The sequence below is a fragment of the Leifsonia sp. McL0618 genome, from assembly GCF_049994905.1.
GTDB lineage: Bacteria > Actinomycetota > Actinomycetes > Actinomycetales > Microbacteriaceae > Diaminobutyricibacter.
The window spans coordinates 3893176-3912767 of the sequence record NZ_CP188258.1 but is presented as its reverse complement, the minus strand read 5'-3'; the positions used below and the strand labels follow the sequence as shown (position 1 = coordinate 3912767).

Here is a 19592-nt window from a genome sequence, read left to right as displayed (position 1 = left end):
GCTGGACCGTATATTCGGAGTAGTTTTTGGCGATCGTGTCTGCTTGTGACCGGATGTCTGTCGCCGCGACTGCATGAGCGGCGCCGGCAGCCAGAATAAGGGCCTTTGCCGTCGAAACGATACGGCTACTGAGATCGGACATCAAAAGACCTGCTTTCTCTCGTGTTAGTGAACTGAAGACTTTTAGTCTGCGCTGGACAAACGGAGCTCCCGTCTGCCTCCGCTGACGACGATGAATGTCGGCGCCTATTCGCGACGCGGATGCGCTCCGTAGCACTATGCTGCTGCCTGGAGGAAATCCTGTGCCGGCACGACCACTCGGTGTCCTGCCCCGCCGAGAGTGATCCATAGTCGATCATCCACATTTCCGTAGATGCTTGGCATCACTGAAAGACCGCCTTCGAGCGCGTACAGCGGCCCCCGCATGTCCGCTTCAAACTGGCTCTGGCTCGCGGGGAAGATGAACACTGCTGAGCCCATTTCCGCGTCGAGACAAATCCAGCGGTATCCCTGCCCCCGGCTCTGCGCGAAGCCGGCTTCGTCTGCAATGGAACCGGAGAGGGGTGGGACTTCGCCAAGGAGACGCGCGACGATGTGGTCGAGCTCGAAGGGTCCGAATACGATCCAGGACGTCGCGCACTCGTTCATGCTGTCGGTGAGCCTCGCTGCGAGCGATTGTTGATCGAGTGCCATGCGATGAACGCTACCTTAAGTGAGCAATTCTCGGAATATCTGAGCGTGGTCCGGCCGGATCTCGTCGAACCCGGCACGCGGCGCGACCAACCTGCCGCGGAAGGCTTCGAAACAGCCAGGCGTATACGTGTACACACTCCCGCACTACGTGCGGTGCCCCTTCGACACAGCCACTAAAAAGACGGGACTGCGGCACCTATCCCTGCGGCAGTCCCAGAACTGGGCGGACGTTTCACGAAATGGCTGCGTGTTGCGGACCACTCGCGATCGGAAGCCACGCGCGGGGAACCTCAACGCGCTTCTTGAATCATGTCGCGAGGTCGCTGGGCCTGGAAGTTATCTAGGTCAAACGAGGCTCTCGACCCGCTGGAGGACTGATCTTCCGACGGCGACTGGGTCATCACGGCCGGGGCCTTAGCCCGTCCGACCTTGCGTGTAGGGACCTCGTCACGTCAGCTCGACGATCAGCGCTGCGTGATCAGTTAGTTTGGTCGTCCGTGGCGTCTGGTCGTACCAGGATCTGGTGATTCGGCCTGCGAACTGCCGTGATGCAAACGCGAGGTCCAGCCGGTACCCGCGGCCCTTCTTGCTGTGCCAGGTGTATTCGATGTCGTTCGGATGCTCATCCCGCCACACGTCGACGTACCCGGTTTCGGCAATCCGGTCCATTCGGTCGGGGCCGACGAACTTCGTTGACGCCGGATCCCGGTCGAGGTCGTTGCGGCCGGTGTTGAAGTCGCCGATGAACAGGTCCACGTTCGACCCCGCCGCCGTGTCCGCTATGATCGCATCCCAATAGGGGAGTTTCTCCCGGAGCTGTGGCATGTAGACGCCGCAGACGGTAATCCAATCGAGATCCGCCTGCCAGAGGTGGCGCGCGTCCCCAACCTCCGGCGCGAAGCGGCAGCCGTCAACAATAGGCGACCGTGACGCAATGAGCACCGAGTTGTCTCCAGCCTCCGGATTCGAAAAGGTAACTCCATATCCTGCCTCGATGAGCCTGCTGATCAGATCGGCCCCGGTGGCGCCTGAGCGGAACTCAGTGATCACAAGCAGATCTGCGTCGTACCCAAGTAGCTTTTCCACGAGCGCCGGCACCCGTGAACCGCCGCCCTGCTGGATGTTCAGCGCGACGATTTTCCGCACACTCGCGTTGCTTGCCAAACCGTCTCCTGAATCGTCTCGCGGCACTGTCGACGCCCAAGGTACCGGACGAGCTAGGATGCGGTGCCGCATAAGTCGTGTCGTGACGAGCGAAAAGCACGGTAACGAAACCCGAGCATCCTGAACTGGCGGTCTACTTAGTAGATTCAACCGTATTGCTCGCGGGCACTAGGCTCGGCGCCCAGCAACGCACCGACGCGGGCGTGGGACTGAGGAACCTGCAACGAGCTACAGACCACCCAGCCATGCGCCGATGCGACTCTTTGTGAACGGGTCGTGCCTGGATGACAGGAACTCGCGCAGCGAAGCGAATTGAGCGGGGTGTGCGATGCGAAGGGCCACGTATGCGGGCTCAGTCATTGCCTGGCTGATCGCGGGTCCCCAAAAGGCCCATGTTGAGTTGGTGATCCGACCCAGTCGCCTCATGTCGACTTCGTCCTCGCAGAGCCGTATGTAGTTCAGGGCGATCGTGAGATCATCCGAACCCCACGAGCTCAGGTCTTTGTCGAGGGTTGCCTGGTCGCTGAACTGATCCAAAAGATCCCAATACCGGCGCACGTAAAGGTTCTCGAAGTCACGGTGCGATTGTTGCCGTGCCACTCTCAATTGGCCGACAGCGAAAACGACAGCGAGAGCGGTGACGACGCTCGCAAGGCTCGATGCGATTCCCCATCCGTCCACAAGATGCACACTATCGGTCACGTCGCTTGGCCGAGCTCCTCGACACTTGCGTTTCCAAAGTTGCGCGGACCGAGGGTGCGTAGCTGCGGCAGAAAGCGCGGTTAGTCTGAGTTGACCCGCCAGACTACGGTGGCGAGTTCCGCGATTCGCAATTGCCGGTCCACAATCGTCTCCGCGTTCCAGTTTGAGTACGAGGCCAGAAAGCTGTTAATCGACGTGACTGAAGTGTTCGCGCCCACCTCAACTGTCTCGGCGATGCTTCGTGTGAGGTAGTGCGAGCTCTTGAGATATTCGACCACCTTGAGGTCGAACGGATGATTGCTCGCGATGATGTTGAGCGGCTTCTCGAGAAGGGCAAGATTCCCGAGACGGAGCTTGAACTCGTCATAGTCAGCTTCGGGATTTTGGTTGGCCCATGCTTCTCGCCCACCTGGTTGAGGGTTCTCAGGGAGGACGTGCTCGACTTCTAAGTTTCTGTATGGGGTGAGGTCCTGAACTCCTTTGAATGAGCTGCCGGTGAATGCTCGGTCGACGTATTCCGTTAGTCGGGCGAGGAGGTACACGGTCCGGTATTGCTGCATGGACGCTGTGCTGTACCGCAGGAGTGCGTCGCTGAGTTCCCGGCGTTTCGCATCAACGCCTGTCTGGAAATGGGTCCGGATGAAGTCGTTCAACTGTCCCAGCTGATTGGTGGAATCGTGGACCTCGCAGATTTGACGAAGCTCATCTGCCCACGTCGAGAAGCTTCGTTCAAGGTCTTTCGAAGGAGACTTCGTAAAGATGAATGAGAACAGGAAGTTTTCCAACTGCTGCACGAAATGCTCGAACGCTGCTTGCGGGAGCGGCGCTGCGGCAAGGAGAAGAACGTTGTGCAGGTAGAACGCACCGCCGGTCAGCATTTGTAGTCGCTTGATCGACGGGCTGGGCTGGCCATCGTTGCCGTGCCCGCGGAGAAAACCGATGTAGAGGTCGACCGCTTTCTTGAGCCGGCCAACGAACAGGAATGGTTTCGATTCGTATCCGACGAGATGCGCATTTCGCTTCTCGGTGAGCCAGTCGTAGATCCCGTCTTCTCGGATGATCTCGTCCTTTGATCCGATCGGGTAGTTCGCCATGAGGAAGTAGCGCAAGAAGCGTAACGGTTTCTCGTGCGCTTTCTCTAAAGGTCCCGTGACGTCCTTCCAGGCATTCTTCAGTTCGGTGAACTGGGTTGGGTTGACGCTTGTGAAAAGTAGGTTCTTCAGCAAATCCATAGGCGAAAGGCCGACGCCTCGCTCGTTGATGGTCTCGAAGATTTTCAGCGCGCTGCTGACGTCTGTCGTGATTTGAATGAACACGACTCTGTTGGAGACGAACCCCCAGAACGATTGGAGGTCGGACAATGTCGGATAGTTGTCGTCAAGGAATTCGACGGTCACCTCATAAGCGGTGGCCAGGCGTGCTACAGAACCGATGAGTGGGATTCCGGAAGTCCGTAGCTGTCCGCGTAACGCCTCCGGTGATAGGTCGTTCGACGCGAGACGGGCGGTGACCTCCGCTGCGTTCTCATACCGGGGGTCGAGCCGAAGCCGTGCGACTGCTTCGCCGTCAGATCCGAAGTCGACCGACGAGAGCAAGCCTTCCATCAAGCCGTGCGACGTTGACCCGTGCTGACCGAACCGGCGCCTGATCGCGCAGAGCAACAGGAATAGGGTGGTGAGCCGTTGCTGACCATCAATGACGTCGAATGAACTAGGCGATGTGGGGGAGACGAGCACCATCCCGATGAAGTACGGAGTGTCCGAGGTTACGTCCAGCTGTTCATCAATGTCTTGCAAGAGTTGCCCAACTTCACGTTCTCGCCAGACATACTCGCGCTGGTAGTCCGGAACCGCGTAGAAGTTCTGCTTAAACGCTTCCTGAATCGTGTACTGGAAGTTCTCAATCTTCGCCAATGCCGCTCCTTCGTTGCAGACAAAAGGCTAGGGTCGCCGGCGGAAACTCACCACTCCCAATCTGGGGACTCGCGCGACTACGTTAAGTTTGTGGTGCGTTCAACATCATGTTGGACTCGTCGCCTACGCGCCCGAATCGCTGAACTGTGAAGGACGGTCGCCGCGAGCGAAGCTAAGAAGACGGAGGAGCCAATAGTCAGACGGCGTGTGGAGTCTTCTTCTGCCTGCGCTAATTCTGCTTGCAAGCTGTGGACTGCGGCGACGGGCGCTTTTGCAGTCACTTCGTCGACCATCACGTCGTCGTCAGTTCTGGATGCTTCATCGGCCGCATTTTGGTCAGCCGCGAACCTGTCGTAATACTGCAACATTGGACACGTGCGCCTCTGAATTCCTCAAGGTTGGACTTCGCCGAACTGGTTTTCTCGTCCTCTCGACCATGCCGCACTGGTCGTCGAGTACACCTGAATCAGACGGACCACCCAGATCGGGAAGCAGGAGCCCTCCAATCCGGCGTGCGGTGGGAGGGCTCCTACGTGTTTAGCCCAGGCTAGGCAGCGTCCTCCTCCTCCGGGGCTTCGAGTTCGGCGAACTTGGCCTGCATGGTCGGGTTGCTCTTGGTGAGCTTCTTGATGGTGAGCCCGGATGCCTTGTCGTTGGCGATGCGAAGATTCTTCTCGGATCCCAGCAGACCATCCTTGACCTTCTGGAGGCGATCGATGGCCAGGTCGATGTCCTTGATGGCGTCGTCGAACTTGCGCTTGGCAAGGTCGTAGTTCCGGCCGAACCCTGACTTGAACTCCTCGAGCTCGGACTCGAAGTCAGTGATATCGATGTTCTGCTTCTTGACCTGCTCCAGCTCGGCCTTGACGAGGATGGTGTCCTGCGCAGCATTACGGAGAAGCGCGATGATCGCGAGGAAGAACTGCGGGCGGATGACGAACATCTTCGGAAACACGTGCGAGACGTCCGTGATCCCGGTGTAAAGCTCGGAGTCCTCTTCGAGCATCGACACCAGTACCGCATACTCGCAGCCCTTCTCCTTGCGGTCCTTGTCCAGCTTCGCGAAGAAGTCCGAGTTCTTCTTCTTCTTCGTCGAGCCGCTGAGGTCCGCCTCATTCTTCATCTCGAACATGACTGAGATGTACTCGACGTCTTCTTCGCTGAAGTCGCGGAAGACATAGTCGCCTTTCGTGCCGGCCGAAGCGTCGTTGTCCTTGCCGAACGTGGCGTGGGGGAATGCAAGCGAACGCACGCGGTTGAACTCTGTCTCACAGTGCTGTTCGAGCGTCTCGCCGAGCAGCTTGACAGAGAGTTTCGCCTTCATGTCCTTGTAGCGTTCGATGAGCTCGTCCTTGAGATCAAGCTCCTTTGAGTGCGACTCGCGGAGTGCCGCATCCTTGACAGCCTGCTCGGCCTTCTGAAGCGTCAGCAGATTCTGGGCCTCGCTCAGCTGCTTCTCTGCGGTCGAGACAGCCTTGGTGACGGCCAGCTCCTGGAGGGTCGCCGCTTTCCCCAGCTCAGCCTTCAGGCTCTGGATCACGGCGTCCTGTTCCGCTGCGGCCTTCTGCGCCTGCTGGGTGATTTTCGCCTCTGCGAGTTCGATTTCGGCCCGCTTCGACTTCTCGGCTTCGGCCAGACGAGCGTGAAGTTCGCTCTCGAACTCTAGGGTGCGAACCTGCTGCACAATATCGGCATATTCTGCCTCGTCGATGGTGAACAGCGTCTCGCAATGCGGGCACTTGATTTCAGTTGCTGGGGATGCGTTCTTGTTCATGGCGAGCTCCAATCACTTGTAAAACAGGCACGACTTGTGCCGCCGACGCAATGATGGGGGAATTTGTCTAGGGAAAAGCAAGTTTGCCTGATAACCCCTCTTATCAGAATGTCTCATGGCGAGAACCGGATCGCGAGTAGATTTGCCTTTATGTCCAGCTGCTTTCCGCTTCTCATCGACCTGGCCGGCGTTTCCCGGCTGGCCGACGTACGGCGACCCGTGGCGTCTGTCTGGCGGTCGCGGTTCGGGTCGGCACCCGATCCCTTTCCGCACGCAGTAAGCGAGAAGAGCGGTCGAGCGCTGTTCGATGCGATGTCGGTTGCGCAGTGGCTGGCGCGCACCGGGCATGGGAACAACCCGGATTCGGTCGCCGATGTAGCCGCTTCCGCCGCACCCGCGGACTTTGATTTCGCTGACGCATCCCACGTCGCAGGGGTCGATGCGTTGCTTACCCTTCGCGCTGCATCCGGGCAAGCTGTGGGCGGCCTCACGATCGACGAACTTCGGCGGCGCGCAGTCGTCGCTGATCACGACGATTCGTTTCTTGTAACCGAAATATCGACTAGGCACGAGAGCTGGGGGGAGTGGGCGGACCTATTGGCTGACGCCGCTTACTCGCCGATCCAGGCGTCGCAGCTTCTCGAGCAGCGTCATAGGGCGATGGCGCCCTCGGCTGGTTCGGCCGGCCCGCTCGCTGCAGATTCGGAAGCTCTGCTCATAACATTGGCCCAAGCACTCACCGTTGACCGGCAGGCGGAACTCGGAGTGAGTTCAGGGATCACCGCATCGCTTGTCTACGAACTCGTCTCCCAACTCAAGGACGACGTGGAGGTCGTGGTGTCGTCGCTGCCAGAAGGGCGCGGCATCCGCCGTCGACTCCTTTGTGGCGGGCTCGCGATGCCCGCCGAGCACTCCCTTTCCGACGCACCCCGGCTTAGCATCGAGCGACTGCCCTCGGGCCGCGCGAAGACCACGTCGGAGATTCTGCACGCCGTCGACGACCTGGTGCTCGGGATGCGAGATCACGACCGGGCGATCATCCTGGCCCCAGCGGCCGCGTTGATCGAGTCCATCGCATCCGCCGACGATCTAACCCGCACAGACGTGCTGCGAACAGGCCGGGTGCGAGGGATCGTGAAGCTGCCTACTGGACTGGTTACCTCCGCCCCGCGGGAGGCACTCGCATTGTGGGTGCTGGGGCGCGAGACGGGCGATGTCCCGGTTGCCGATCGTTTCACGGCGGTCGCCGATCTGACCGACGTTGCTCTCACTCGTGCTTCCCGTGAGGACCTCACTAGCGATGTTCTGGCAGCGATGGGCGGTGCGCTCGATCTGCGTTCCCACGCCTTCCGCTTCACCCGGCTGGTGCGAACAACCTCGCTGCTCGCCTCGCGCGGCGCCCTCGACTTAGGAGAAGGTCCTCCTGTCGCCGCTCTGCGATCGAGACGCGATCTGCCGGCGCTACTCGACCAGGCACTCGCCGCCCTCGGCGATGACGCACCTCTGCAGGCGCCTGTTGCCGAGTCGGGCCCCGTCGCGGCGTCGGCACGAGTGGCCGAGCTCATCGCACAGCGACATCTTCGACTCCTCCCTGGAACCCGCCTCTCGCTTGACGAGTTCTCCGACTCGGGTCTGGTCGTGGTTGGCGTGGAAGATCTCGACGACCCACAGTCGATCGGCGATCGCCGTATCGAGCAACTGGTGTTCGCGGCGCGCCATCCGTCAGCTCGTCTTACCGCCCCGGGCGACGTGGTATTTTGCACGGCGCCCACGGCGAAAGCGTGGGTTGATCCTGACGGCTCGAAGGTCGTGGCTTATCCTGCCAGAGTGCTGCGGGTCGACGAGGCGGATCCTGGTGGACTCGTACCCGAGCTCGTCGCCGCCGACATCAATCGCTCCACTGGTGGTCCCGCGTCCTGGCGTCGCTGGAAATTGCGCCATGTCGCACCGCAAGTGACCGGAACGCTTCGCGCAGCACTGTCAGACCTCGCGGCCCGTCGTGAGGCTCTCGCGCGCCGCATCGAGGCCCTCGACTCGTATACCGAACTGCTCACCGACGGCGTTGTCGCCGGAGCAGTGACCCTGAATGGCCACGCCGCGGATGCGGCATCCGAACACTGAAGGACGCTATGCCACCCCGTACATCGAAAGTCGCCCCGCAGGCTCCGTCGACAATGAAGGAGCTGAAGGACACTCTCTGGAAGGCCGCCGATAAGCTGCGCGGCTCGATGGACGCGTCGCAGTACAAGGACGTGATCCTCGGTCTCGTGTTCCTCAAGTACATCTCGGACGCATTCGACGAGCGCCGCGCGCAGATCCGGGCCGAGCTGGCAGCCGACGGCTATGACGAGGATCAGATCTCCGAGCTCATCGACGACACCGACGAGTACACCGGCCGCGGCGTCTTCTGGGTACCCTCCAATGCCCGCTGGTCATTCCTCGCTGAGAACGCGAAGGGGATAGGACTTTCACTCGACGCCGCCGAGAAGTCGATCGGGCTCCTGATCGATGAGGCGATGGATGCTGTCATGCAGACGAATCCACAACTGGCGGGCACGCTCCCTCGCATCTTCAATCGGGACAACGTCGACCAGCGCCGACTTGGCGAGCTGCTCGACCTGCTCAACTCGGCGCGCTTCGCCGGACAGGGGCAGGCGGGGGCGTCGGGACGCCGCGCTCGCGACCTCCTCGGCGAGGTGTACGAATACTTCCTCGAAAAGTTCGCTGCGGCCGAGGGCAAGCGGGGCGGCGAGTTCTACACGCCCGCGAGCGTCGTGCGAGTGCTCGTCGAGCTTCTCCAACCCGACCATGGGCGGGTGTACGACCCGTGCTGCGGGTCGGGCGGTATGTTCGTTCAGGCCGAGAAGTTCATCGACGCCCACCACGGCGAAGGGTCGGACATCTCCGTGTACGGGCAAGAGCTCAACGAGCGTACGTGGCGGATGGCCAAGATGAACCTCGCTATCCATGGGCTGTCGGGCAACCTCGGTTCGCGGTGGGGCGACACATTCGCGCGCGATCTGCATCCTGAGGTGCAGGCGGACTTCGTCATGGCGAACCCCCCGTTCAACATCAAGGACTGGGCGCGCAGCGAGTCCGACCCTCGTTGGAAGTACGGCGTGCCGCCGGCCGGCAATGCGAACTACGCGTGGATTCAGCACATCCTTTCGAAGCTCGCGCCTGGCGGGCAGGCTGGCGTGGTGATGGCGAACGGCTCAATGTCGTCGAACTCCGGCGGTGAGGGCCAGATCCGCGCCGAGATCGTCGAAGCCGACCTCGTTTCTTGCATGGTCGCGCTGCCCACGCAGCTGTTCCGGTCGACCGGCATTCCGGTGTGCGTATGGTTCTTCGCGAAAGACAAGGGCGAGCGCGCCGGCGAAGTGCTCTTCATCGACGCTCGCAGCCTCGGGCACATGGTCGACCGCGCGGAGCGCTCTCTCTCTGACGACGACATCACTCGCATCGCCGGCACGTTCCACGCCTGGCGAGGAATCGACTCGGACGCCGCGCTCGACGAGTACTCGGACGTGCCGGGCTTCGCGTACTCGGCGACGCTAGCCGAGATCAAGGCCGCCGACTACACGCTGACCCCCGGCCGCTACGTCGGCGCTGCCGAGCTCGAGGACGACGGCGTGCCGATCGAGCAGAAGCTCGCACGGCTCGGCGTCGAGCTGGAGACGCAGTTCGTCGAGTCGGCTCGATTGGCCGAGGTCGTGCGTGAGCAGATGCGGAGGGTCTCGTGAGCAATGAGTGGCGGTCGGTAAAGCTAGGGGATGTGACCACCCGCATCACGTACGGCTTCACGAATCCGATGCCGACTACGACCGCGGGGCCTGCGATGGTGACGGCCCGCGATATTCGCGGCGGCCGCATCGACTACGCATCGGCCCGACGAACCGATGCCGATGCGTACCGAGAGCGACTGACCGACAAGAGCCGCCCAAGAGTCGGAGACGTGCTGCTCACAAAAGACGGGTCCATCGGCCGAGTCGCTGTTTGCGATCGTCCAGACGTATGCATCAATCAGTCGGTTGCCCTCCTTCAGGTGACCGAGGAAGTTCATAGCCCCTTTCTCTCCTACCTCCTTCAATCGCCCAAGTATCAGGATCTGCTCGAGCAAGGCGCCCAGGGATCCACAATCAAACACATTTACATCTCGCGAGTCGGCGATCTACCGATCAACCTTCCCCCGCTGTCCGAGCAGCGAGCGATTGCCGAGGTGCTGCGCGCGCTCGACGACAAGAGCGCCGCCAACATTGCTCTCGCAGCCACCGCCGACCAATTCCTCGCCGCGACATTCCAAGACGCTCTCGATCGCGAGAACACTTCGGCCGGGATGCTCGACGAGTTCGACGTTCAGTTCGGCGAGCCCTTCAGTGGCGATCAGTTCTGCTCCCCTGGCAGTGGGCGCCCCCTTATCCGCATTCGTGATCTTAAGACATTCGAATCGCAAATCTGGACCACAGAACAGCGGGTGCGCGAGACAGTGATTTACCCGGGCGACGTCCTCGTCGGGATGGATGCCGAGTTCCGGGCAACTGCGTGGGAGGGCCGTCCGGGCCTTCTGAACCAGCGGGTTTGCAAGTTTTCCCACAAGTCGTTCGGGAACGCGTTGATCCGCGAAGCGATCAAACGACCGTTGGCCGAGGTAGAGGCAGAGAAGTCGGCAACGACCGTTATCCATCTGAACAAGTCCGATCTTGCTCGAAAGTTTGTTGCCATCCCCACAGGTAATGCGGCACTTCAGTTCGAGACCGTCGCGGAGCCGCTGTACGCGACACGAATCGCGCTCGCCCAGGAGAACCGAACTCTGGCCGCGACTCGCGACACCCTGCTACCGCAACTGATGTCGGGCAAGCTCCGCGTCCGCGATGCCGAGGCTGCGGCATCTGCCGCCGGCGCCTAACCAACTTCAGCATAGAAGCGACAACCAACAGAAGGACGAGCGAGAGATGACAACAGCGCCAGACGAACCCGCCGACGACGCGCCCGGTCCCGATGATCAACCGTTCATCGAGGCGAACTCACGAGCGAAATCCCGGTATGGCCGCTTCAACCTCGCAATCGTTGGCGGGACGGGCGTGGGCAAGTCCTCGCTGGTCAACGCGGTGTTCGGGCGTGACCTAGCGAAGGTCGGCAAAGGGCTCCCGGTGACCCGAGGGGTTCACTACTACCACGATGAGTCTCTCGGGATCTGGGATCTCGAAGGCTTCGAAATCGGGTCGCGCGACGCCCCGGCGGACGTCCTCCGAGAACACCTGAAGACGATATCGGATCGCTCGGCCGTCGAGCAGATCTCGGTCGTCTGGTATTGCGTCCTTTCTCACGCCGACCGCCTTACCAAGCCGGACATCGACATGATCCGCGAACTTCATGCCGCCGGCCTGCCGGTCATCGTTGTTCTGACCAAGGTCGACTGGACGAAGAGCCCGATCACGGGCAAGCGCACCGCCCCGCTGGACACCGAAGAGTTTCGGCGTTGGCTGGAGAATCCCGTCGACGACAAGCACCCGATCGACGTCCCAATCCAGCGAGTGATTCTGACCTCGGTCCGGGACAGGCAGGGAAAGGGTAAGGGGCACGGCCTCGGTGAGCTCGTCACGGAAACCCTCGCCCTTTCGCCGGAGAACGAGAAGGACGCTTTTCGCATCGCTCAGCGACTTAACCTCCCCTGGAAGCGCGAGATGGCTCGTCCGGTCATCGCGGCGGCCGCATCTGCGGCAGCAGCAGCTGCCGCAGTCCCGGTTCCGGTCGCGGATGCCGCGATTTTGGCGCCGATCCAGTTGACGATGATGGGGCGGATCGCGGCTATCTACGACCTCGAGCTCAAGGCCATGCTCTCCGCAGGAGCTCTTGCGCAGATATGCGTCCAAATCACCGGGCAGGCCCTAGCGCGCAGCTTTCTCAAGCTAATTCCCGGTGCGGGAAGCGTCGTGGGCGCGGGCGTCGCGTTCGCGCTCACGGCCGCCACCGGCGAGGGGTGGCTGCGACTGTGCGAACAGGTCCACACCGGCAAGCTCGACCCGGACAAGATCAGTGATTCCTGGGGGCAGTACGCCCCGACCTTCCTCGAGGTCATCCGCAAGATGACTGAGAAACGAATCGCGAAGCCATGACCGGCATCTCCGAAGCTGACTGGGAGCAGGCGGCGCTTGAGACCCTCGCAGAGCCCCTTCTCTGGGAGCCGAAGCGTGGCGAGGAAATCGCCCCCGGAACTGGCGAGCGTCAGACGTGGGATGAGCTGCTCATCCGTCCGCGGCTGCTTGACGCAATGCGCCGTCTGAACCCAGACGTGCCGATACCTTTCCTGCAGCAGGCTGTCGCTGAAATCGCCTCGCCCAAGTCGCTCGACGCGATCACAGAGAACCAACGCATCCATGAGTACCTCGTCAGCGGCTATCCGCTCGGCTATGTCGACAGCGACGGCCTCGAGCAGAACCCGCGTCTCCGGCTGCTTGGTGCGCCGGATCAGAACGACTGGCTGGCTGTCAACCAGGTCACGATCCGGCAAGCCGATCTGCATCGCCGGTTCGACCTCGTGCTCTACGTCAACGGCATGCCCCTGAGCATCGTCGAACTCAAGAAGGCCGGCTCGGCATCCACCGGAGTCGCTCCGGCCCACGCACAGCTGCAGACGTACCTACGTGAGTTCCCCACGGCGTTTCGGTTCTGCGTCTTCACACTCGCGAGCGACGGAATCGACGCGAAATACGGCACGCCATTTACGCCGCTCAACCACTTCGCCCCGTGGAACGTCGACGATGACGGAGCTCCGCTGCAGCAGCCGCGCATCGAAGGCGCGGTCGACGTGCTTCCGCTCGATGACGCGCTCAACGGCCTCTACAACCAGGAGCGCTTCCTGCAGTTCGTCCGCAACTTCACTGCCTTCGACGAGGGCTCCGAGGGGCTTTTCAAGCGCATCGCGAAGCCGCACCAGTACTTCGCGGTCACCAAAGCCGTCGGCAGCACGATCCAAGCAGTCGAGACCAACGGAAAAGCCGGCGTCGTCTGGCACACGCAGGGCTCGGGCAAGTCGATGGAGATGGAGCTGTACACGAACCTGGTCTCGCGGCATCCGAAGGTCAAGAACCCCACCGTGATCGTCGTGACCGACCGCAACGAACTTGATGGTCAGCTCTTCCGCACCTTCGATCGCAGTCTGCTGCTCGCCGAGAAGCCCGTGCAGGTGAGGGAGCGCGCGCAGCTGCGTGACGAGCTCAGCCAGCGAGTGACCGGCGGCATCTATTTCACGACCCTGCAGAAGTTCGGGCTGACTGACTCCGAGAAGCAGTCCGGCACACCGCATCCGCTGCTGACGGATCGACGCAACGTGATCGTCATCGTCGACGAAGCCCATCGCAGTCACTACGACGACCTCGACGGCTATGCCCGCCACTTGCGCGACGCTCTGCCGAACGCGACCCTCATCGCGTTCACGGGTACTCCCATCTCGTTCGCCGAGCGCGACACGCAAGCCGTCTTCGGTGACTACATCGACATCTATGACCTGACCCGCGCCGTCGATGACGGGGCGACAGTTCCCGTCTACTTCGAGCCGAGGCTCATCAAGGTGTCCTTCGCGAAGGACACAAACGAAGAAGACATCGATCGCGCAGCCGACGAGTACACCCTCGGCCTCGACGACACCGAGCGCGCACGCATCGAGGCATCCGTCGCCGTCGTCAACGCCGTCTACGGATCGCCCGAGCGCATCCAGACGCTCGCTGGAGATCTCGTCGCGCACTGGGAAGAGCGCAGCGCCCGCATGGTCCCCTTCATCAAATCGCCCGGCAAGGCTCTCATCGTCGGCGGAACGCGCGAGATCTGCGCGCGCCTGTACTCGGCGATCGTCGCGCTGCGGCCCGAGTGGCACTCCGACGCGCTCGACGACGGAAAGATCAAAGTCGTCTACTCAGGATCGGCCACCGACCAGCCACCCGTCAGCGATCATGTACGACGAGACTCGGCGAATGCAGCGATCAAGGACCGACTGAAGGATGCTTCGGACGAACTCGAACTCGTCATCGTCAAGGACATGATGCTCACGGGTTTCGACGCACCGCCCCTGCATACCCTCTACCTCGATCGCCCTCTCAAGGGTGCTCTGCTCATGCAGACCCTCGCACGCGTGAACCGTACCTTCGAGGGAAAAGAGGACGGACTGCTCGTCGCCTATGCACCGCTCGCCGACAACCTCGCCAAGGCCCTCTCTGAGTACACAGTGGAGGATCAAGCGAATCGACCGGTCGGCCGCGATGTCGACGAAGCAGTGGCGATTGCGATCGAACTCGTCGCGCAGATTCGCGACATGCTCGCCAACTGCGACTGGCGTGCCGTCATTCGACGCGGCGGACCGCGCGCCATGCTCGCAGCGGCGACTACCGCGACGAATTTCCTTCGCGACGCTGCGAACCCGCTCAATGACCTGGAGCTTGGCGCCGAGCGGCTCGCGAATCGCTACCGCGCGGCGAGCGGAAAGCTCGCTCGTGCGTGGGCCCTGAGCTCGGGCCGAGTAGGGCTCGCAGAGCTGCACGACGAAATCGCTTTCTACGAAGAAGTGCGCGTCTGGATGGCGAAATTCGATGCAATGGAACGGCAGGCCCGAGACGAGCCAGTGTCCGAGGAGATCGAACGCCTGCTGAGCGGGCTGGTCGCCGAAGCAATGTCGACAGGCGACGTGCTCGACATATATGACGCTGCCGGCCTCCCACGACTCTCGCTCGACGATCTCGGTCCCGACTTCCTCGCTAAGGCGCAGACGGCGCCGAACGCGCATCTCGCGATCGAGGCGCTGCGCAAGTCGCTCGTCGACGCCGGGTCGGCCGCAACGCATGGGAATGTGATCCGCCAGCGCGTGTTTTCGGAGCGCATAGCCGAGATCATGAAGCGGTACACGAACCAGCAGCTCTCCGCTGCCGAGGTCATCGCAGAGCTGGTCGAACTCGCGAAAGAGGTCGCCGCGGAGGCGTCCCGTGGTGCGCGCTTCTCGCCGCCGCTCTCGAACGACGAACTCGCTTTCTATGACGCGGTTGCGCAGAACGAGTCGGCCGTCACTGTGCAGGGCGAAGACGTGTTGGCCCAGATCGCACGCGAATTGGTCACGGTGATGCGCCGCGACGTGCGTACGGACTGGACGGTGCGCGACGACGTGCGGGCGAAGCTGCGGTCATCGATCAAACGGCTTCTCGTCAAGTACAAGTACCCGCCAGACAAGCAGCCCGAGGCGATCAAGCTGGTTATGGATCAGATGGAATCGATGGCGCCGCGATACGCCGACGATCGCGGGGCGAGTGTCTGAAGACCCCAACAATTCCGCCTTGAAAGCTTGAGAAAGGCGCTCCCACCTAGCTTGAGGCGGCGTCGTGACCCCCAAAGGTCTCAAGTGAGATGAGAAAGGTCTCAAGCGTCTTGAGAAACGACAAACAGCTTGGCTGCGCGTTGATTAGGGCGCAACGAACCTGAGGCGGTCGATCTGCTTGAGTTTCGAGATTGTTGCCACGGGGCTACAGCGGGGTCAAAACCCGCGCGGCGAAAAGACAGACTGATCAGCAATTGATCGTCGCGTTAGTGCCAAGAAGTTGATGAAATGCCAACAATTTGGCAGAAGTGCCAACTAAAACGCTTCTGTACAAAAACCCCGATTCATCTGGGGTTTTCGTCTCCGAGCGAGTGACGGGAATCGAACCCGCGCTATCAGCTTGGGAAGCTGAAGTTCTGCCATTGAACTACACTCGCATGGCCCCCGATCCCAGTAAAACACTGGGAAGCAGCACTGCCGCCCAGACTACCCCGTCAATAGTTTTTGGCCAAACTCACCGTTTACTCACTGCTTTGAGATTTCAGGGCGTCGAGTCTGCGCTCGAACCTGGCATGGTTGCGATCGAGTCACTCGCTTTCGGGACCCACCCCCGCGACCAGTCTGTTTACAACGTGTCCGCCCAAAATGCCGTTCACGTCCGCCCTCTCGGTGGGTCAACGTGATTCCCCAGGGCGATGGCGCTGAGTCAAACCACGCGCTTGGTGTGGCGATTTTCTGGTATCACGCCGTTGACGCCACTCTTGCCGGACGAAGTCGGCCTGCCCTCGTGATCCTGGCTTCAGGGATGACGGCGGAATAGGCGACGGCGCAATGCGCGCGGCGCGAGCTAACAGTAAGCGCGCGTCGAGCGGAGATTCGGGATTTCTCAAGCGTTTTCTTCCGCGGGGCAGCCGCTGCATCATACTGGCGAGTTCGGTCCTATCTGAAAGTCTCTTCAGGTCACCGATTGGGGTGACGAGCGGTGACCGCTCGATCGTGAGCGCATGTTTCGACTGTTTCACTGGAGGATTCCACCCGAACGGCCGCGCTTGGCGAGAAACTGGCACACGGGTGAAACCCAGATTGAGGAGGGAGCCCGCGGAATCATCCCTCCGGATGAGGCTCGGCATCAGTTCCGAAAGTTAGCCTCAGCGCATGAATGATTCCGGATCGCCCACGATCGCCCGCGTTGAGAACCTGACCAAATCCTATGGAGACGGTTCCGGACGAGTGTTGGCGTTGGACTCGGTCGGCCTGGCCCTCAGGGACGGCGAGTTCACGGCGATCATGGGGCCGAGCGGGTCGGGAAAGTCGACCCTGATGCACATCATGGCGGGACTGGACAGTGCAACGTTCGGATCGGTTTGGTTGGGCGCGACCGACATCACCCAGCTGGGGGATGCCGAGTTGACGATACTTCGGCGACGACGCGTAGGGTTCATTTTCCAGTCGTTCAACCTCGTACCGACACTCGACGTGTTGGGCAACATTCTGCTGCCGTTCGAGTTGGATGGGCGCAAGCCGACGTCTGAGGAACGCGCGTGGATCGATCGTCTGACACTGACGCTTGGCCTGGATCCGCGGCTCAGTCATCGACCGCATGAGCTTTCGGGCGGCCAGCAGCAACGTGTGGCAATCGCGCGGGCGCTGGCAACTCGGCCTGATTTGGTCTTCGCTGACGAGCCGACCGGAAATCTTGATTCCCGTACCGGGCGCGAGGTTCTCGCGGTCCTGGCGAACGCGAGCGCGGAGCACGGACAATCTATTGCGATGGTGACCCATGACGCGGTCGCCGCGAGCTTCGCGGACCGCATCGTGTTCCTGGCGGACGGCCGCGTCGTCCACGATGCGCCCCGGTCATCGCCAGAAGAAATCTCCCGCATCATGCTCAGCATGGAGACGGCCTCATGAGTGTCGCGAGATCAGAGCACCGGTCGAGCATCCTGGTAGCGGCACTTTCATGCGCGTTCGGGACGACCCTTCTGGTAGCGACGACTGCGCTCAGCGCCGTCGTCCGCACCAGCCCGATCAGCGAACACAGCACCGCGCAGATCGCCCTGTTCGCGGTCGCGATCGTGTTCATCGTCATCGCTGTGTATGTCGGGTCCGTGGTCACCGCGAACACGTTCGCCACGATCATCGCAGGACGCACACGCACGATCGCCCTGATGCGGGTCCTCGGCTCGAGCGCCTCCTCGCAGCGTCGTGCGGTGTCCCGCGAAGGTCTTCTGGTCGGGGTCTACGGGGCGATCATCGGTGTGATTGTCGGGCTTGGGGTGGGCATCCTGGTCATTCGAGTGGCGGTCGCGTTGAAGGCGATGCCCGACCTCTCCTACAGCTACGTCAGCCCCGTGCTTCTGGCGCCGCCTCTCATCGTGGTCTTGACCACCTGGGCCGCATCGTGGGTCGGCTCAAGGCGCGTGCTCTTGGTGACCCCGATGCAGGCGCTCGGTGGGTCGGTTGAGCGCAACACGACAGAAGTCGCCGTGCACCGGGGGAAGCACAGGAGCGCGCTGGTTCTCGTGATCGTTGGCCTGCTGCTGATCGCATTCGGCATCGTCGTCGGCTTGCATAGTCCGTTCGGCGTTCTGATCAGCATGCTCGGTGGGATCGCATCCTTCAGCGGAATCGTGCTCGGCGCGGAGATGATCATCCCGCGGGCCCTGAGGTTGACGGGAAGACTGATGGGGACCACCGCGCCGGCGAAGCTCGCCGCCGCGAACGCCGTTCGGTACCCCGAGCGCAGTGCCCGGACCGCCATCGGGCTGGTGATCGGTGTCACCCTCGTGACCATGTTCATCGTCGCTTCGCAGTCGTTCCAGACCATGATCGTGAACGCCCAGGCTGCCAATCCCGACCTCTATGCCGGAGCGGGCACCGTGCTCAATGTCATCGCGGCTGTGTTCAGTGTGCTGGTCGGCTTCTCGGCGCTGATCGCCGCGATCGGTGTGGTCAACAACCTTTCGCTCAGTGGCATCCAGCGTCAACGAGAGCTCGGTCTTCTTCGCGCGCTCGGTTTCAGCCGAGTGCAGGTCCGCCAAACGATCGTCGCCGAGGCCGGACAGATCACGATCACCGCGGTTCTTCTTGGCCTCATCCTCGGCACCTTTTACGGGTGGGTGGGAGCCCAGTCACTTCTCGGTGACCTCCAGCACGGCGTGGTGTCCCCGACCATCCCGTGGGCGCTCATCGTGATTGCCGCCGCCGTTGCGGTCGCGTTGACCCTGATCGCATCCATTGCTCCAACACGACGCGCACTGAAGATCTCGCCGGTCAGCGCGCTCGCCATCGAATAGCCACCATTCAGGATGGCATCCGCGTTGACTGAACGATCAACTGTCGCAAACGGCACCGTTCCCCGAAAGATCACCCTCCTCGACCGGTTCTACTTCGTCGGTGTGGCGATCAAGGGCATCGACGGTGCCATTGAACTCATAGCGGGCCTGATTCTGCTGTTTGCGCCGAGTTTGCTCCATTCGGCCGTCGAAGCGGTAGCCGATCGCGCGTCACAGGGAGACTCCACGCTGGCCCGCTTTCTGGGCACCTACCTTGAGAACCTGGATGATTCCCTCCTGAGTAGCGGCCTGACCGTCCTCATCCTTTTCCTGATCCTTCACGGCGTCATCAAACTGGGACTCGTCTACTGCCTCCTTCGCCGGATCCGCCGCGCCTACCCACCCGCGCTCATTGTGCTGACACTTTTTCTCGTCTACCAGCTCTACCTGTTCGTCCTCACCCCAACGGTCAGCCTGGGACTGTTCGCACTTCTCGACGTCGTCATCATCGTGCTCGTCTACCGCGAGTACCGGGAGCTGCAGCGGGACGCACGATCCGTGGCGGCAACCGAAGTGTGAGTCGCCGTCGGCGCGCAGTTCGTCGTGCATGGCGTCATCACTACGCGCAAGGCACTACACCCTCGCCGAGTACACCCGGTGGGACCGTGAACGCCGTCTTCTTCGCGCCGGCATCACGCCCCGACCCATCGGAACGGAAGGGCTCGTCAAGGCGCCGGACCCGAACTGACTGCGATCAGACGGCTTGGTCAGTC

13 protein-coding genes and 1 tRNA gene are annotated in these 19592 nt (G+C 61.6%); 8 read left to right on the top strand and 6 right to left on the bottom strand.

Annotated features, from left to right (window positions below; genetic code table 11):
- Nucleotides 1-276: 276 nt before the first annotated feature.
- From ACPPVQ_RS18795 to ACPPVQ_RS18775, 5 genes are all read right to left on the bottom strand, one after another.
- The gene (locus ACPPVQ_RS18795) at nucleotides 277-693 is read right to left on the bottom strand and encodes a hypothetical protein (RefSeq protein WP_426516753.1); all 417 of its coding nucleotides are present in this window, start codon (nucleotides 691-693) and stop codon (nucleotides 277-279) included.
- A gap of 447 nt (nucleotides 694-1140) precedes the next feature.
- The gene (locus ACPPVQ_RS18790) at nucleotides 1141-1857 is read right to left on the bottom strand and encodes an endonuclease/exonuclease/phosphatase family protein (RefSeq protein ID WP_426516751.1); all 717 of its coding nucleotides are present in this window, start codon (nucleotides 1855-1857) and stop codon (nucleotides 1141-1143) included.
- Between the two features lie 228 nt (nucleotides 1858-2085).
- Nucleotides 2086-2559, bottom strand: coding sequence for a hypothetical protein (locus tag ACPPVQ_RS18785; protein ID WP_426516749.1), 474 nt, complete (start codon nucleotides 2557-2559; stop codon nucleotides 2086-2088).
- Nucleotides 2560-2639: 80 nt separating this feature from the next.
- Nucleotides 2640-4472: a DUF262 domain-containing protein gene (locus tag ACPPVQ_RS18780; protein WP_426516747.1), complete on the bottom strand. Its 1833-nt coding sequence runs from the start codon at nucleotides 4470-4472 to the stop codon at nucleotides 2640-2642.
- 547 nt (nucleotides 4473-5019) lie between these two features.
- The gene (locus ACPPVQ_RS18775) at nucleotides 5020-6246 is read right to left on the bottom strand and encodes a DUF2130 domain-containing protein (protein WP_426516745.1); all 1227 of its coding nucleotides are present in this window, start codon (nucleotides 6244-6246) and stop codon (nucleotides 5020-5022) included.
- A 150-nt stretch (nucleotides 6247-6396) separates the two neighbouring features.
- Between ACPPVQ_RS18775 and ACPPVQ_RS18770 the strand changes: the two genes are divergently transcribed.
- Genes ACPPVQ_RS18770 through ACPPVQ_RS18750 form a run of 5 tightly spaced genes read left to right on the top strand, consistent with a single transcriptional unit; the run spans nucleotide 6397 to nucleotide 15544 of the window.
- Nucleotides 6397-8367 (top strand): hypothetical protein, encoded by a 1971-nt coding sequence (locus ACPPVQ_RS18770; RefSeq protein ID WP_426516743.1) that lies wholly within the window; start codon nucleotides 6397-6399, stop codon nucleotides 8365-8367.
- 8 nt (nucleotides 8368-8375) lie between these two features.
- On the top strand, nucleotides 8376-9989 hold the full coding sequence (locus tag ACPPVQ_RS18765) for a type I restriction-modification system subunit M (RefSeq protein WP_426516741.1): 1614 nt from the start codon (nucleotides 8376-8378) through the stop codon (nucleotides 9987-9989).
- A gap of 32 nt (nucleotides 9990-10021) precedes the next feature.
- Nucleotides 10022-11152 carry a restriction endonuclease subunit S gene (locus tag ACPPVQ_RS18760; RefSeq protein WP_426516739.1) on the top strand — a complete coding sequence of 377 codons (1131 nt, stop codon included), beginning with the start codon at nucleotides 10022-10024 and terminating at the stop codon, nucleotides 11150-11152.
- The gene (locus ACPPVQ_RS18755) at nucleotides 11118-12362 is read left to right on the top strand and encodes a GTPase family protein (protein ID WP_426516737.1); all 1245 of its coding nucleotides are present in this window, start codon (nucleotides 11118-11120) and stop codon (nucleotides 12360-12362) included. The genes ACPPVQ_RS18760 and ACPPVQ_RS18755 overlap by 35 nt, the downstream gene beginning before the upstream one ends.
- On the top strand, nucleotides 12359-15544 hold the full coding sequence (locus ACPPVQ_RS18750) for a type I restriction endonuclease subunit R (RefSeq protein ID WP_426516735.1): 3186 nt from the start codon (nucleotides 12359-12361) through the stop codon (nucleotides 15542-15544). The genes ACPPVQ_RS18755 and ACPPVQ_RS18750 overlap by 4 nt, the downstream gene beginning before the upstream one ends.
- 366 nt (nucleotides 15545-15910) lie before the next feature.
- On the opposite strand, the gene ACPPVQ_RS18745 is transcribed toward ACPPVQ_RS18750, so the two are convergent.
- Nucleotides 15911-15981 (bottom strand) — tRNA-Gly (locus ACPPVQ_RS18745).
- Nucleotides 15982-16699: 718 nt separating this feature from the next.
- Here ACPPVQ_RS18745 and ACPPVQ_RS18740 point away from each other — a divergent pair.
- The 3 genes from ACPPVQ_RS18740 to ACPPVQ_RS18730 are packed head-to-tail and all read left to right on the top strand — an operon-like array spanning nucleotide 16700 to nucleotide 19398.
- Complete coding sequence (locus ACPPVQ_RS18740) at nucleotides 16700-17455, top strand: ABC transporter ATP-binding protein (RefSeq protein ID WP_426516733.1); 756 nt, start codon at nucleotides 16700-16702, stop codon at nucleotides 17453-17455.
- Entirely contained in the window at nucleotides 17452-18840 is a 1389-nt protein-coding gene (locus ACPPVQ_RS18735; protein WP_426516731.1) for an ABC transporter permease, read from the top strand. Before ACPPVQ_RS18740 ends, ACPPVQ_RS18735 begins: the two co-directional genes overlap by 4 nt.
- A gap of 24 nt (nucleotides 18841-18864) precedes the next feature.
- Nucleotides 18865-19398 (top strand): DUF2127 domain-containing protein, encoded by a 534-nt coding sequence (locus ACPPVQ_RS18730; RefSeq protein WP_426516729.1) that lies wholly within the window; start codon nucleotides 18865-18867, stop codon nucleotides 19396-19398.
- Nucleotides 19399-19592: the final 194 nt, after the last annotated feature.

What these genes read in the sequence shown, in the direction of transcription:
- ACPPVQ_RS18765 (WP_426516741.1), top strand. Translation starts at nt 8,376, where the DNA reads ATGCCACCCCGTACATCGAAAGTCGCCCCGCAGGCTCCGTCGACAATG.
- ACPPVQ_RS18795 (WP_426516753.1), bottom strand. Translation starts at nt 693, where the DNA reads ATGGCACTCGATCAACAATCGCTCGCAGCGAGGCTCACCGACAGCATG.
- ACPPVQ_RS18740 (WP_426516733.1), top strand. Translation starts at nt 16,700, where the DNA reads ATGAATGATTCCGGATCGCCCACGATCGCCCGCGTTGAGAACCTGACC.
- ACPPVQ_RS18755 (WP_426516737.1), top strand. Translation starts at nt 11,118, where the DNA reads ATGCCGAGGCTGCGGCATCTGCCGCCGGCGCCTAACCAACTTCAGCAT.
- ACPPVQ_RS18750 (WP_426516735.1), top strand. Translation starts at nt 12,359, where the DNA reads ATGACCGGCATCTCCGAAGCTGACTGGGAGCAGGCGGCGCTTGAGACC.
- ACPPVQ_RS18770 (WP_426516743.1), top strand. Translation starts at nt 6,397, where the DNA reads ATGTCCAGCTGCTTTCCGCTTCTCATCGACCTGGCCGGCGTTTCCCGG.
- ACPPVQ_RS18775 (WP_426516745.1), bottom strand. Translation starts at nt 6,246, where the DNA reads ATGAACAAGAACGCATCCCCAGCAACTGAAATCAAGTGCCCGCATTGC.
- ACPPVQ_RS18735 (WP_426516731.1), top strand. Translation starts at nt 17,452, where the DNA reads ATGAGTGTCGCGAGATCAGAGCACCGGTCGAGCATCCTGGTAGCGGCA.